General features: G+C 36.5%; 12 protein-coding genes. 7 read left to right on the plus strand and 5 right to left on the minus strand.

What is annotated here, in order from left to right; genetic code table 11:
- Nucleotides 1–7 precede the first annotated feature (7 nt).
- Complete coding sequence (locus B9N79_RS05400) at nucleotides 8–1141, plus strand: TcaA second domain-containing protein (RefSeq protein WP_048896844.1); 1134 nt, start codon at nucleotides 8–10, stop codon at nucleotides 1139–1141.
- Nucleotides 1142–1274: 133 nt separating this feature from the next.
- Complete coding sequence (locus B9N79_RS05405; RefSeq protein ID WP_085117912.1) at nucleotides 1275–3488, plus strand: choice-of-anchor I family protein; 2214 nt, start codon at nucleotides 1275–1277, stop codon at nucleotides 3486–3488.
- A 33-nt stretch (nucleotides 3489–3521) separates the two neighbouring features.
- Here the strand turns inward: B9N79_RS05405 and B9N79_RS05410 are convergent, their stop codons facing one another.
- Complete coding sequence (locus B9N79_RS05410; RefSeq protein ID WP_085117914.1) at nucleotides 3522–4928, minus strand: DUF4910 domain-containing protein; 1407 nt, start codon at nucleotides 4926–4928, stop codon at nucleotides 3522–3524.
- A 404-nt stretch (nucleotides 4929–5332) separates the two neighbouring features.
- Between B9N79_RS05410 and B9N79_RS05415 the strand changes: the two genes are divergently transcribed.
- The 4 genes from B9N79_RS05415 (at nucleotide 5333) to B9N79_RS05430 (ending at nucleotide 8897) form a co-directional block, all read left to right on the plus strand.
- The gene (locus B9N79_RS05415) at nucleotides 5333–5830 is read left to right on the plus strand and encodes a hypothetical protein (RefSeq protein WP_019392151.1); all 498 of its coding nucleotides are present in this window, start codon (nucleotides 5333–5335) and stop codon (nucleotides 5828–5830) included.
- A gap of 423 nt (nucleotides 5831–6253) precedes the next feature.
- A complete protein-coding gene (locus B9N79_RS05420) occupies nucleotides 6254–7063 on the plus strand; it encodes a PP2C family serine/threonine-protein phosphatase (RefSeq protein WP_040056477.1) in 810 nt (269 codons plus the stop codon).
- Nucleotides 7064–7084: 21 nt separating this feature from the next.
- Complete coding sequence (locus B9N79_RS05425; RefSeq protein ID WP_040056476.1) at nucleotides 7085–7912, plus strand: SDR family oxidoreductase; 828 nt, start codon at nucleotides 7085–7087, stop codon at nucleotides 7910–7912.
- A 169-nt stretch (nucleotides 7913–8081) separates the two neighbouring features.
- A complete protein-coding gene (locus B9N79_RS05430; protein ID WP_040056475.1) occupies nucleotides 8082–8897 on the plus strand; it encodes an ABC transporter ATP-binding protein in 816 nt (271 codons plus the stop codon).
- A gap of 50 nt (nucleotides 8898–8947) precedes the next feature.
- Here the strand turns inward: B9N79_RS05430 and B9N79_RS25995 are convergent, their stop codons facing one another.
- Nucleotides 8948–9100: a hypothetical protein gene (locus tag B9N79_RS25995; RefSeq protein WP_019392156.1), complete on the minus strand. Its 153-nt coding sequence runs from the start codon at nucleotides 9098–9100 to the stop codon at nucleotides 8948–8950.
- 519 nt (nucleotides 9101–9619) lie between these two features.
- Between B9N79_RS25995 and B9N79_RS05435 the strand changes: the two genes are divergently transcribed.
- The gene (locus tag B9N79_RS05435) at nucleotides 9620–11020 is read left to right on the plus strand and encodes an anion permease (protein ID WP_019392157.1); all 1401 of its coding nucleotides are present in this window, start codon (nucleotides 9620–9622) and stop codon (nucleotides 11018–11020) included.
- A gap of 36 nt (nucleotides 11021–11056) precedes the next feature.
- On the opposite strand, the gene B9N79_RS05440 is transcribed toward B9N79_RS05435, so the two are convergent.
- From B9N79_RS05440 to B9N79_RS05450, 3 genes are all read right to left on the minus strand, one after another.
- Nucleotides 11057–11536, minus strand: a complete 480-nt coding sequence (locus B9N79_RS05440; protein WP_040056474.1) for a VOC family protein — start codon at nucleotides 11534–11536, stop codon at nucleotides 11057–11059.
- Between the two features lie 64 nt (nucleotides 11537–11600).
- The gene (locus B9N79_RS05445; RefSeq protein ID WP_019392159.1) at nucleotides 11601–11933 is read right to left on the minus strand and encodes a hypothetical protein; all 333 of its coding nucleotides are present in this window, start codon (nucleotides 11931–11933) and stop codon (nucleotides 11601–11603) included.
- A 307-nt stretch (nucleotides 11934–12240) separates the two neighbouring features.
- Nucleotides 12241–12876 (minus strand): YitT family protein, encoded by a 636-nt coding sequence (locus tag B9N79_RS05450; RefSeq protein ID WP_019392161.1) that lies wholly within the window; start codon nucleotides 12874–12876, stop codon nucleotides 12241–12243.
- Between the last annotated feature and the right edge of the window lie 149 nt (nucleotides 12877–13025).

A 13025-nucleotide genomic window follows, 5' to 3' on the forward strand; every position in this document is an offset into this window, starting at 1 on the left:
AGTAAAGATGAAGAAGTGGATACTAACTAGTGCCGCTATCGTCCTTTTACTCGCAGTAGGGACAAGCATTATAATTCAACGAAACACACAAACTCCTGAAGAAGCAGTCAAAGAGTTTGAGAAAGCTGTTTCAACAAAAGATACGGATTTATTGGGTGAGCTTATTGTTCCAGATAATGAAAAAGCACGGATCAATAAAACTTCCCTACAAGCGTTTGCAAACTATTTACAATCTAATAGTAGCAGTCTAGAAGCAATTGAAGATAGCTTGGACGAGCAGCTTAAGGAAAAAAACTTTACTGAAACGAACTCACAGGTGAGTCTTGTGGAAGACGGAAAAGAGCTGTTGTTTTTTCCAAAGTATAGATTTGAAGTGAAAACAATGGAGCTTGTCATTAGAGGAGAACAAGAAGGCGAGAAAGTAACTCTTTCCTCCAATGGATTTAAAAAGGGGCTTCCAAAAGAGAAAGATTCTCTATATGGTCCATTTCTTCCGGGAGAATATATGTTTAAACTATCGGTAAAAACAGATCTTGCTACATTTATTGAAGAACGTAAAAAAGAGCTGTGGGGAACAGGTAAAACAAGTCTTCTAATTGACTCTGAAAAGATGGCTCAGTCTGATGAAAAAGTGAAAAAAGATTTGGTTTCGGCAGTAGAGCTGTTTAACAAAGATTTTTCACGCTACGAGACATCTGAGTTTCAACTTTCTGCTTTTTCAAACGCCACGCAAGAATTAAAGAGTGGCGAGTCCAATTATGGAGAAGGATTTGAAGAGGTCAAAGATGCCTTAGATGAAATTCAGTCTCAATATGAGGGAGGCATTGTTGATCTTGATTCTCTTGATATTTCGTATTTCAATGGAAAGTGGAAAGCAAATGCATCTGCAGCTGTTTCCTATATGAATAAAGTCAAGGCTAGCGGCGGAAAAGAATTTGAAGATTTGTCCTACGGAGCGCTTCGTGACTATCAGTTAATTTACAGTTCAGAGAAAAAACAATGGCTGATTGATGGCATGGACGAATATGATTACGATGATGACGAAGTAGAGAACTGGGAATATATCCAGGAGACAAATCCCACTAATCCTGTCTTCAAATGGACACGTGATGGGAAAAAAGATGAAGGTAGTTATTACTAATATAATAGTAGAAAAAAAGCTCTTGTTTTTAAACAAGAGCTTTTTCTGCATTTTCTTACAATTTTTTACATTTTTTTCATAACTCCTTAACAATTAGCGTGTAGAATAAGCTGAAAGAAAAGGAGGAGAGAAAATGAAAGGACTTAAAGCTTCCCTAGCTCTTTTTACAGCAGCAAGTGCTTTTATAAGCAGTGCTTCTTTGGTACAAGGTGAAGAAAGAGAGTTAACAGTAGACAGAGAAGATGATGCACTTCAAATAAAAAAAATCGCAAGCTATGATAGTGGATCTGGTGAAGGCGGCACCGAAATATTAGCTTATGACATACATACAAAAAAAGCGTTTGTAACAAACAGTACAAAAAAATCTATTGATATTGTTGATTTTTCAACATTAAACAAGAATGAAGTCCTATCTTTAAAACCTTCCGCAAGTATTTCTTTAAAACAATTAGGAATTGAGAATGCGGATGGAATTACAAGTGTTGCAACACATCCGAAAGCGAATTTTATAGCTGCTGCTGTTCCGAGCAGTCCGAAGCAGGAAAATGGTTATATTGTATTGCTTGATAAAGAAGGAAATTTTTTAACAAAGATTGAGGTAGGGGCTTTGCCTGACAACATTGTTTTTACTCCGGATGGAGAGACTCTTCTCACTGCAAATGAAGGTGAGCCAAGCAGTGATTACAAGCAAAATCCAAAAGGGTCTGTTTCCATTATTAATATAAAAGAAATCAGTAATCTTAAAAAAGAAGAAATCAGGAAAGCCAATATTAAAGCGATAAACATCTCTTTTCAAGATGTACCAATTCGGGGAGACGTGAGAAAGAATTCAAAAGGCACTTTGATGGAACAGCTTGAGCCCGAGTATATTGCAGTTGATGCGAAAAGTGAGTATGCATATGTATCTCTTCAAGAAAATAACGCGATTGCAAAGCTGAACTTAAAAACGCAGAAGTTTGACGAGATTGTAGGATTAGGAGTGAAAGATCATTCCCTCAAAGAAAATGCCCTTGACGGAATGAATAATGGGAAAATTAATATTGAACCCCTGCCTGTTTTAGGAATGTACCAACCAGATGCGCTTGATTATTTCCAAAAAGGCAACAAAGGATATATCGTAACTCCAAATGAAGGAGATGCCCGCGACTATGAGGCTTATGGAGAAGAGAAAACCATCAAGGAACTTCTTAATAGCGGGGAGAAAATCGAACTAAATGCCAAACACTATAAAGGTTTTACTCAAAAAGAAATAAATCAAATGGTCCAAAATGGGCTTTTCAACGAGAAAGAGCTTGGAGATTTAAAAGTAAGCATTGAAGAAGGGAAAAATAAAGATGGAGTCTATGAGTCTCTATATTCTTTTGGAGGGCGTTCTTTTTCCATTTGGGATGCTGAAACATTAGAAAAAGTATATGATAGTGGCTCACAGTTTGAAGATATTACGGCTAAGGTTTATCCTGAAACGTTTAATTCCTCAAATGATAAAGTAAAACTAGATAATAGAAGTGATGATAAGGGGCCAGAGCCAGAAGCTGCAGAAGTAGGGAAAATTGGTGGTCAAACTTATGCTTTCATTGGTCTTGAACGGATGGGAGGCGTGATGGTTTATAATATCTCAAATCCAGCAGAAGCACACTATACAACGTACTTTTCAAGTCGAGATATGTCAGAAGATGTGAAAGAAGATTCCGCGCCTGAAGGGATAACGTTTATTGATCAAAAGGACAGTCCAACAAAGACGCCGCTTTTAATCGTTTCTAACGAAGTATCAGGTACTGTTGCCCTGTATGACATAGAAGGAAAAGCTAAAGAATTTAAAGATGTTCCAAAAACTCATTGGGCATACACATATATTCAAGAACTTGTAGAAAAAGGTATTGTAGATGGAAAAGACGATGGTACTTTCTCTCCTCAAGAAGAAGTAACACGGGCTCAGTTTGCTAAGATAGTAAAAAGAGCGTTAAATATCCCGTCTGTTTCTCACACTGCTCCTTTTAAAGATGTTCCAGCGTGGGTAAGTGACGATGTTAATGCGCTGTATGAAGCAGGAATTATCCAAGGCAAAACTAAAGAAATTTTTGCGCCTGAGCAATCCATTACCCGTCAGCAAATGGCTCTCATGATTATGAGAGCATATGAATGGAAAAAGGGAAAGCTTTCTCATATTAAACAAGCACCATTTAAAGATAGAGGAATGATTTCAGCAGAAGCGCAGGAGAAAGTTGATGCTCTTTATACATTAGGAGTTATGAGTGGGAAGAACAGCGGCAATTTCTCACCATATGAATCGTCTTCACGGGCTCAAGCTGCAAAAGTACTCTCAAAACTCTTATCTTCTCTAGAATAAAAAGGCAAGCCTAATAAAGGCTTGCTCTTTTTATTATTTTACATCTTGGACTTCTTTTGAAACATTTTTCATTGGTTTCGGTTTCTTTACGTTTTGTGTTAGGCGATCAATCTTAGCAATATCGTAAACGCCTGCTCCAACGATCTCTGCTACATCTTGAAGTTTTTCTTTACTAATCTTGTCGATCGTATCATCTGGGGTATGATACCATGGCTCTGTTGGCTCATGAATAAATAATGCAGATGGTATACCAACTTCAGCGAAAGGAACGTGGTCGCTTCGGTCTCCTTGTCCATATGGAGTTCGTTCTCCATTCAATCGTTCACTAGCATCGCCTGCAACATCTGTTACTGTGTTAGGCTGCCCACTTACGGTATTCATCACAAGATCGCCTGCGTCTTTGCTTCCAACCATATCAAGCTGGAACATTGCACGTGTTCTAAAAATATCGTTTTGTCCAAGCGAATCTACGTATTTTGTAGAGCCGATAAGACCATTTTCTTCTGCTCCAAATGTTACAAAACGAAGTTCAGTATCTGTCTTAGCTTTTGCCATCACTCTAGCTAGCTCTAGCGTTACGGCAACACCTGATGCATCATCATTTGCTCCTGGAGCTCCTTCAACAGAGTCATGATGGGCCCCAACAACGACAATTTCACCTGTATCTTTTTTCTGATTTGAAGCTTTTTTCGTTGCAATTACATTGTGAGAAGTCCGTGTTTCTAATTTTGAACCTTCAACTGTGACTTCAGCATTTACAGTTTCTCCATCTTGAAGCTTTTTAGCGAGTTTTTCACCAACATCTTTTGGTAAAGAAAGAGCAGGAACATAAGCATCATTAGCTCCACCGAGCGTTCCATTTAACTCACCGTCTTCATTGTTATAAATAATTACCGCTTCCGCTCCTTTTTTGGCTGCATTTAGTACTTTCTCAGCAAAAGAGATGTTTCCACGTTCAATTAAGGCAATTTTTCCTGACAAATCAAGGTCTTTTACATCGTCTTCAGTACCTAATCCAACGTACTGAAGCTCACCCGTTGCTTGTCCATTCGCTGTATATGTCAAAGCTTGAGGAGTGTACTCTGTATTAGCGTCTTTAACGTCTAATGAAAGCGTTGTTGGTGGAACATATGCTTCAAAAGTAAACGGCTGAATTTGAACATTATATCCATACGAAGAAAATTTCTGCTGTATGTATTGAACAGCATTGTATTCAGCAGGAGTGCCTGCTACTCTTGGTTGTGAAGACAAACGGGAAATATGACTGTATATGTTATTAACATTAACACCTTGAACGATTTTTTGATCTTCTTTTGTAAGGGCGGATGTTTCAACTTGTGAAGCTGCAAACGAAGAGGACGGGATTCCAAAAGTACTTGTTGCTAGTCCTGCTACAAGTGCGGCAGAAAGTAGTGGCTTTCGAAAAGGATATCGTTTCATAAAAAAACCTCCTATTTTTTACTATTTTCATTATTAATGTTATAATATTTTAAAAATTTAGTTAAGTTAGAAAAGTACTAGTTGTAAATGATTTGTAATGAATATAGTAAAATAGAAATGTAGGGATAATTTATCACATTAGTAAATACTAGGATTAGTATTCAAAGGTTAAGATTAAGAAAGGAAATGCAGGAAAAAGATTGAAGTATAGCCATTAAAAACATGTGGTTTATTTTCAATAAATAAAGGAAAATGAGTATAGTAAAAGAATGATAGGGATTAAATGGAATGAGTTTTAAAGAATATAGGTCTATTTATACAATACTTTTATCCTGTTTTTATTAAACCTAGAATATTTTAGCCGATGTAAAAAAGAGAGGTAGAGTTTATGGAGGTGTACAGCGGTGGGAAACAGAATTACGTTAGATTATAATGCTCAAAGCTTACGATTTTTATTGGAAATGATTTGTGAAAAGAAAAACCAGTTTACTCACCAAGATCTCGTTTATTGGTGTGATAAATTTGTCATTAAATATTATAAATATGAAGAGCACTCATACATAGAAGATTTACGAGATCAGAAAATAAAAGAAGAAGCCACAGCTTTTCAAGTGGCGCAAAATATAGGATGGCAATGGTATGTACACATTGCTCAACACTATACACCGCTTGAAGTTGTTCAAGCAGACTTAAATACTGTTCAACTGCCTCTTGAACTTTTTCAAAGTTGGCATGAACAGATGAATCTTTCACGAAATTGGGAAGAAGTTTTTGAAGCGCGTTACGAAGAGAAGCAAAAGGAAGAAACGACTCTTTCAAGAATTAAAACATATGGAAGACGTAGAAAGAGAGATATTTACAGAGAAATAGAAGAAGGAAAAGTAGAAGGCCAGTTTTATTAGGTCTTCTGCTTTTTTTCCGCCATAATTTTGCTAGTTTTCAACATGTCGTGGGAAAAACAGTTTGTTCTTATATAAAAGAAAGAATTATATCTTATTTCATCAAATATTGTCAAACGATTTATAGGTTGGGAACGTTTGTGAAGCGAAGATAGCGGGGAATACATTTATATCATAAAGTGACGTGCTACAAGAAACGTTAAAAAAGGGAGGGAGACAAATGAAATACAAAGTAAAACATTGGCTAAGACTAACAACGGACGAACGCTACCTTTTACTTTTGGCAACTTCAATGATACAAAAAGAAAAACGTTAATAAAATAGAGGATAAGTCCGCTGCTAGTCTTCATAATGAAGAGAGCAGCTTTTTTGTGAGGAAAACTTGATATAATGAAAGAATAAGAGCAGAAAAAAGGAGAGATGAGGATGAAAATTGATACTGTATTTTTATGTTCTCCAAGCAAGGCAGTAAGTGAAGATGCTTATGTTATAAATGAAAAACAAAACATTTATGGGGTCTTTGATGGAGCAACACCTGTCACTCCTTTTCAAAATAGCAAAGGGCAAAATGGAGCATATTTAGCTTCGCGTTGCTTTCAAGCGTATTTTACTGAAGAGGTGAGACAAGAGGAGAGTTTGTTAGAATCCGTTGCTAAAGCAAATAAAAAGTTATTAGAGATGATGAAAAGTCATCATATTTCAATTCATAAAAAAGAAGAACTTTGGTCAACGTGCGTAGCCTTAATCAAATTAGAAAAGGAGAAAATTCAGTTTTCACAGCTCGGTGATTCGATGATTGTAATGGAAAATAAAGAAGGCAAAGTTACTGTTCTCACAAAAGATACGGTAAAAGGGATAGGATCCCGTGCAAAACAAAAAAGAGAAATGGAGCGTTTAAAAGGAAAAGAGAAATACGATGAAGATTTTTACCACAAAAACTCTCTATATTCTTTGCGTTATAACCGAACACTAGCGAACACCCCCAATGGCTATTCTGTTGCAAATGGAAAAGAAGAAGTAAGAAAGTATATTCAGTATGGAGAGATTCAAAGAAATGAGGTTAGCTGCTTATTACTTGTAAGCGACGGATTTTTTCATCCATCAGAAAGTTTAGAAACTACATATCAACATATTCGTTCCGGAGGATTAGAAAGCTATGCATACAAGTTGGCGAAGTTAGAGAGTGAAAATAACCTATACTCAGATGATAAGACAGGTATCTTGCTTCAGTTTTAAGAGAGAAGAGGGGGAGTAACCATGGCTCGACATGCAATCGTAACAGGATCTTCAAGCGGGTTTGGCTATGCAATTTGTTTAAGGCTTGCACAAGACGGGTTCTATGTATATGCAACAATGAGGACTATTGCAAAAGGAAAAGAATTGCTCGAGGAAGCTGAACGGCTCCATATTAAGCAATATATTACTATAAAAGAACTTGATGTAACGAGTGAAACATCGCTTGCAGCTTTTCGCGAAGAACTAGCACAAGTAGATGGAGTGGACGTGCTTGTCAATAATGCAGGATACGCAGGAGGCGGATTTGTTGAAGACTGTGAGTTAGCAGATTTTAAACAACAGTTTGATACAAATGTGTTTGGAGCTATTGCTCTTACAAATCTTGTTTTACCAATTATGCGACAAAATAGAAAAGGCACTATTATTAATATTAGTAGCATAAGTGGAAAAATAGGATTTCCGGGCCTTTCTCCTTATTCCTCTTCAAAGTTTGCGCTTGAGGGATTTAGCGAAAGTTTACGTCTTGAAATGAGACCATTTGGTGTTTATGTGGTGCTAATAGAGCCAGGATCATACAATACAAACATATGGACAAAAGGAAAAAAGGTCGCAAAAAGAGAACAGTCTGCATACGTGGCGCAAATGAAGAAAATTGAAAATTACATTGAAGGTGGAAAAGATCGTTTAGGAGACCGGAGCGAAATAGCTGATCTAGTAGCGAAAATCGCTAATCATCGCTCTCCATCGCTTCGCTATGCTGTTGGCAAAGGAGTAAAGCTGAGCCTTTTGGCAAAAACAATACTCCCTTGGAAGTGGTGGGAAAAGATTATGTTAAAGCAGTTAAAATAAGTCTGCTTATAAGGAAGTGCTCATTTTTTTAAAAAAGTATTGTCCGAAGTGGTGATAATGATTATAATTATCAATGAGAATAAAAATCAATCACAAATTTAAACGTGTATATAAAAATAATAACGTGTTAATAGAAAACTCTAGAATGGAAGAAGAGGTGGAACGGGATATGTCTATTATGGAAACGAAAGAGCTGTCTATTTCTTACGGAGATCGTAAAATTGTAAGCGACTTAACAGTGGAAATCCCAAAAGGAAAAATCACCACAATTATTGGACCAAACGGATGCGGAAAATCAACAATCTTAAAAACAATGTCACGTATTTTAAAACCAACGTCAGGCGATATTTACTTAGATGGTAAAGCTATTCAAAAGCAATCTACAAAGGAGATTGCGAAAAAGATGGCAATTTTACCCCAAATTCCAGAATCTCCAGGTGGATTAACAGTAGCTGAACTTGTTTCATATGGACGTTTTCCACACCAAAAAGGATTCGGAAAACTGAAGGAAAGCGATAAAAATATTATTTATTGGGCTCTTGAAGTAACAGGGATGTTAGAGTTCAAAGACCGCTCTCTTGAAGCTTTATCAGGCGGTCAACGTCAGCGTGTTTGGATTGCTATGGTTCTTGCGCAAGAAACAGATTTGCTTTTGCTTGATGAGCCAACTACTTATTTAGACTTAGCACATCAATTAGAGATTTTGCAACTTCTTCAAACGCTTAATCAACAGGAGAACAGAACAATTGCAATGGTTATTCATGATCTTAACCATGCAGCTCGATTTGCTGATTATATGATTGCTGTAAACAGTGGAGAAGTTGTATGTAAAGGAACACCTGATGAAGTGATGACCCCTGAAGTATTAGGAAAGGTTTTTGGAATTGATGCGGAAATTGTGCGTGACCCAAGAACAAACAAGCCTGTATGCTTAACATATGACTTGATGCCAGCAATTGGTGCTAAAACACCTGCTGCAGTCTAAAAAAAGGCGGAGTTTAGCCGCCTTTTTTGCATGTTGAGAAGATATAAAAGTTAGCGATGTTCTTCTTGAAGTTCTAATAGGATATTGAGCTGCTCTTCCAATCGATTTGTTTTTGGATTATGAGGTCCGTAGAACTGCTGATAAAATTCTAGCTGTTGTCGCGTTGAATTAATTAAAATCTCTAGCTCATCTATTCGCTCCATAATTAGATACCCCCTCAAATTAATAATATCAATAAAAGGATGATATTAGGAGTTGTTACAAAAAATGATAAAAAGGGAATATTTTTAGTTGCTTAAAAGGGTCTAATCGTTAGTCGTAAAGTCACCTTAAAAAGAGGAGTTTGGGACTTTTTTCATGATAGGTTATTAAAAATATCTTCTTGATTTTGTTTCTGAATAAAAATGATTTATACTAGGTAGTAATCATCTTTTGGAGATGGTGTTCAAAAGCCACGTTTCTTGAATAAGAGCGTGGCTTTCGCTTGTTTTATAATGAAACTAATGAATTTCTTATATAACTAAAATAACTGCATTCTGCCTTTTTTCACTTTCACAATTGGAGTAGACTTGTACTGGACATATTTTCTTTTTCTCTTACTTAATGTTTAAAAGAATAAAACGTGGAATAGTAAAAGAAAAGAGAATAAAATATTATAGAAAGAAGATGTTTAACATGATGGCCTTACATAGTCGTTCACCCCGAAATGAAGGTGACCTGACGTGAAAGTTGTTCCTTTTCTCATTACAATAGCAATAGGAGTCCTTATATGGTTTATTCCAGAACCTAGTGGGGTAGATCCGAAGGCTTGGCATTTACTAGCCATTTTTGTTGCTACAATTATTGGTTTCATTCTTAAACCATTGCCGATGGGATCGCTTGCTATTTTGAGCTTAGCTGTCGTTGCGGTGACAGGTGTTTTAACAATTGACCAAACATTAAGCGGATTTGCCAATACAACAATTTGGCTAATTGTGATTGCCTTTTTCATTTCACGCGGCTTTATTAAAACAGGTCTTGGCACACGTATTGCTTACTTGTTTGTGAAGCGATTTGGAAAAAAGACGCTTGGACTGTCGTACTCACTCCTTGTTAGTGATTTATTGCTTGCTCCTGCTATTCCAAGTAATACAGCACGCGCAGGAGGAATCATTTATCCAATCATTGCAGCTTTGTCAGAGACATTTGGCTCAAGACCAAATGATGGAACAGAGCGTAAAATGGGAGCATTTCTTTTAAAAGTTGGTTTTCAAGGAAACTTAATTACTTCAACAATGTTCCTAACAGCCTTTGCACCTAATCCACTTTCAGCAAAACTTGCTCATGATGTAGCAGGTGTTAACATTACGTGGACAGGTTGGGCCGTTGCGGCCTTTGTTCCTGGAATTATTAGTTTGATTGTAATTCCACTGTTAATTTATAAAATTTATCCACCAGAAGTCAAAGAAACCCCAGAAGCTGCTTCTATCGCAGAAGGAAAGCTTGCCGAAATGGGACCGATGAAGAAGGAAGAAAAGTTTATGATCGGCGTTTTCTTTCTTGTTCTGATCTTATGGATTTTTGGAGAGTCTTTCAATATTGCGTCAACAACAACAGCTCTTATCGGTTTATCTGTTTTATTACTCACAGGCGTATTATCTTGGGACGATATTAAAAATGAGAAAGCAGCATGGGACACGCTTGTTTGGTTTGCGGCTCTTGTAACGCTTGCAACCTATTTAAATGAGCTTGGTCTTATTCCATGGTTCAGTGATGTGATGAGTAACGTTGTTAGCGGATATTCTTGGATCTTAGCGCTTATTATACTTGCTATTATTTATTATTACTCACACTACTTTTTCGCAAGTGGGACAGCTCACGTTAGTGCGATGTACGCAGCCTTTTTATCAGTTGTTCTTGCTGCTGGGGCTCCAGCAATGCTTGCAGCTTTATTGCTTGCTTTCATTGCCGGTTTATTTGGAGCAACAACTCACTATGGTGTAGGACCTGCACCTGTATTATTTGGAGCAGGATATATTCCGCAAAATAAATGGTGGTCAATTGGTTTTATCATTTCAATTGTTCATCTCATTATTTGGATTATTATTGGGGGTCTATGGTGGAAAATCCTTGGACTATGGTAAGAAAAGAAGAATAAGCTGCTTGCTATAGCAAGCAGCTTATTCTTCTTTATTTGCATAGATTTGTTCCGTGCTTCTCGAGTATATTTCAATCATATTTCCAAACGGGTCCTTACAATATACCATATAATAAGGTTTGTTCTCTTGAAGCTGCCACGTCTTACTTACGCGCTCTCCGCCTGTTTTTACAATCTTGTCCGCTAGGTCATCGACGTTTTTATGAATCACACAAATATGAAAAAAACCAGGTGTCCATGGCGGAGGGGGCGTTCCTTCTGTTTTTGGGTGCTTGAACTCAAAAAGTTCAATGCCCACTCCATTTATAGCACTAAGATGAGCATTTCGTTTATGCGTAACTTCAGCACCAAATAAATCTTGCCCTAGCTCACCTTTTTCTCCAGGTTTTACTTTCATTGTGTAAGGTCCTGCAATAAGCTCAAAGCCCAATACGTCTTCATACCATGAGATAGCTTTATCTAAATCTGATACAGCTAAACCAATGTGTGTAATAGCAACCATAATATTACCTCCTGTTTCTTATCTTGTTGCCTTTTTGGGAGGATGATAAACACGAGGAGTAGAATTAAATTAACAGACGCTTGTCCTTCTCAATTTTTCCTTTTAAAAGCTTAAGTTCCTCACCTTCAGTAAGCAAATCAATAAGAACTCCGTTGAAAATATCATGATTTTGTTTCTTGTAATTAGATTGAAGATAACGTACTCTGTACCATTTTTGATCATGTTCAAAGTACATATAGCGACCATGAGTATAATCTACCCAAAACTTCACTTTCCTTCCATTTAGTAATTTAGGAACATACCCCCATGTTCGTCCTTGATGAGAAAGTGACATAAGCGGTCTAGAGGTATTGATGGCTTCATAATAAAGTTTATGTTTTATATCAAATAGCATCATTTTCTATTTCCTCCTCTAGCTTTTTTAAAATTATAGTAGAGAAAGCGTTCATTTATGTTTGTTTAGGACAACTTTTTCGTTTTAGGAAGCAATTTTGAATAGAATTTTTGAAAAACAGCTATACTGATGTTACATCACTAACAGGAGGACAAAAACATGAAGGAACGTTGCAACGTATGTAAATTAGAAAAGAAACCACATAAACAAACAAAAGAAAACCGATATTGTGAAGATTGTTGGGACATTATTAATAAAAAATATGCGGTAGAATCATAAAAACCCTTCTTAATTGAAGGGCTTTTATCGTTTATAAAGAGTTTTCAGATAAGGGAGAGAAATCTTCCTCTTGTTCTGACACATGGTTCTTTTCAATTGGTGAGCGTTTATGATAACGTCCAAGTACTGCACTCATCATGAAAATAGCAATAAAAGAATAGAGAACATGAACAATTCCGAATACAAAGATTGCTCCACAAAGAATCATGAGATCTGTTGTAAACATCGTTTTTCCTGGATTAATACCGTATTTTTTATCAAGATATACACATAGCATGTTAATACCGCCAAGCGATGAGCCATTTCGGAAGAGAAAAATTAGCCCAATCCCAATAAGAATTCCTGCAAGAGGCGAGGACAGAAGAGGATGAGGAAGTGAAATAGGAAGCCATTCAGAGAAGAAGTCAGAAAGAAAAGAAAGAAGAGTTACGCTGACAAAACTTCGAATGGTAAACAGCACACCAATTTGAGTAATAGCCATAAAATAGAACGGCAAGTTAATAATAAAAAATAAGATGCCGAATGAAAGTCCTGTTAAAGGGTGTAAAACCATACCAAGTCCAGCAGTTCCCCCCATTACAAGATGTGAAGAAGTTAACAAGTTAATTCCGAGAGAAACGGCTATGCAGCCAATTATAATGGAGACCCAACGTTTTATGCTTTCCATACTTATACTCCTTTACTTTCTTGATTTACTTTATCAGTATAAGATAGTCAAGAATAGAAGAAAACAACTTTGTTAGATAATATGACAAAGAAATAGTGATTTTAGAAAGAAAGATGTAGTTTTCTGAAAATTTTGTTATGTTTCTTAAC

Source organism: Priestia filamentosa (genome assembly GCF_900177535.1).
In the GTDB taxonomy this organism is placed as follows: Bacteria; Bacillota; Bacilli; order Bacillales; family Bacillaceae_H; genus Bacillus_I; species Bacillus_I filamentosa.

Excerpts from the sequence above, each read along its gene's own strand:
- B9N79_RS05400 (WP_048896844.1), top strand. The coding sequence starts at position 8 with ATGAAGAAGTGGATACTAACTAGTGCCGCTATCGTCCTTTTACTCGCA.
- B9N79_RS05405 (WP_085117912.1), top strand. The coding sequence starts at position 1,275 with ATGAAAGGACTTAAAGCTTCCCTAGCTCTTTTTACAGCAGCAAGTGCT.
- B9N79_RS05410 (WP_085117914.1), bottom strand. The coding sequence starts at position 4,928 with ATGAAACGATATCCTTTTCGAAAGCCACTACTTTCTGCCGCACTTGTA.
- B9N79_RS05420 (WP_040056477.1), top strand. The coding sequence starts at position 6,254 with ATGAAAATTGATACTGTATTTTTATGTTCTCCAAGCAAGGCAGTAAGT.
- B9N79_RS05425 (WP_040056476.1), top strand. The coding sequence starts at position 7,085 with ATGGCTCGACATGCAATCGTAACAGGATCTTCAAGCGGGTTTGGCTAT.
- B9N79_RS05430 (WP_040056475.1), top strand. The coding sequence starts at position 8,082 with ATGTCTATTATGGAAACGAAAGAGCTGTCTATTTCTTACGGAGATCGT.
- B9N79_RS25995 (WP_019392156.1), bottom strand. The coding sequence starts at position 9,100 with ATGGAGCGAATAGATGAGCTAGAGATTTTAATTAATTCAACGCGACAA.
- B9N79_RS05440 (WP_040056474.1), bottom strand. The coding sequence starts at position 11,536 with ATGGTTGCTATTACACACATTGGTTTAGCTGTATCAGATTTAGATAAA.
- B9N79_RS05445 (WP_019392159.1), bottom strand. The coding sequence starts at position 11,933 with ATGATGCTATTTGATATAAAACATAAACTTTATTATGAAGCCATCAAT.
- B9N79_RS05450 (WP_019392161.1), bottom strand. The coding sequence starts at position 12,876 with ATGGAAAGCATAAAACGTTGGGTCTCCATTATAATTGGCTGCATAGCC.